The organism is Mesorhizobium sp. M1050, assembly GCF_040318715.1.
Lineage (GTDB): Bacteria > Pseudomonadota > Alphaproteobacteria > Rhizobiales > Rhizobiaceae > Mesorhizobium.
On sequence record NZ_JAMYMV010000179.1, the window covers coordinates 1 to 674 of the forward strand.

Genomic DNA, 674 nt, shown 5'->3' on the forward strand with positions numbered 1-674 from the left:
GACAATCTCGGCGACAACACGCTCGACGAAACCTTCGCCTATGCCGCCAACGACAACATGATTTCGCGCACGCGTGTCGCTGGTACCTATGTCTATCCTTCGGCGAGCGCAGCTCGTCCGCATGCGCCGGTCTCGGTCGGCGCCAACGCGATGGCCTATGATGCCAATGGCAATCTGACATCGGACGGCAGCCGCACGCTGGTCTGGGACGAGGCCAACCGGCTGAAGACTGTCACGCGCGCCTCCAACACCGTCAATCTCGCCTACGGCCCGGACGGGGCGCGTGCCAGGAAGTCATCGAGCTTCGCCACGACGCTCTATCCCGACGCCAATGTCGAGATCAATCCGGCGACGCCGGGCGCGGAGATCTACACGCGCTATCCCCATCCTGACATCAAGGTCGTCGGCACGACCAAATACTTCCTGCACCGCGAGCATCTGGCCTCCGTGCGCCAGGTCACCGACATGTCGGGCACCGTCGTCGACGGCACCAGCTACGCCACCTATGGCGAAAGCCTCAACACCGGCTTCCAGACGCAGAAGAACTACGTCGGCGAACGTTTCGATGCCGAGACCGGACTGCTGTATCTCAATGCACGCTACATGGATCCGGTGCTGGGGCGGTTTATTTCGCCGGATGATTGGGATCCGACCAAGGAAGGTGTTGGCACCAA

At 61.9% G+C, this 674-nt stretch carries 1 protein-coding gene; it reads left to right on the forward strand.

The window, feature by feature from the left end; genetic code table 11:
* Positions 1 to 674 (forward strand): RHS repeat-associated core domain-containing protein (locus NKH57_RS33760; RefSeq protein WP_352950698.1); only part of this gene is annotated, 674 nt, incomplete at both ends.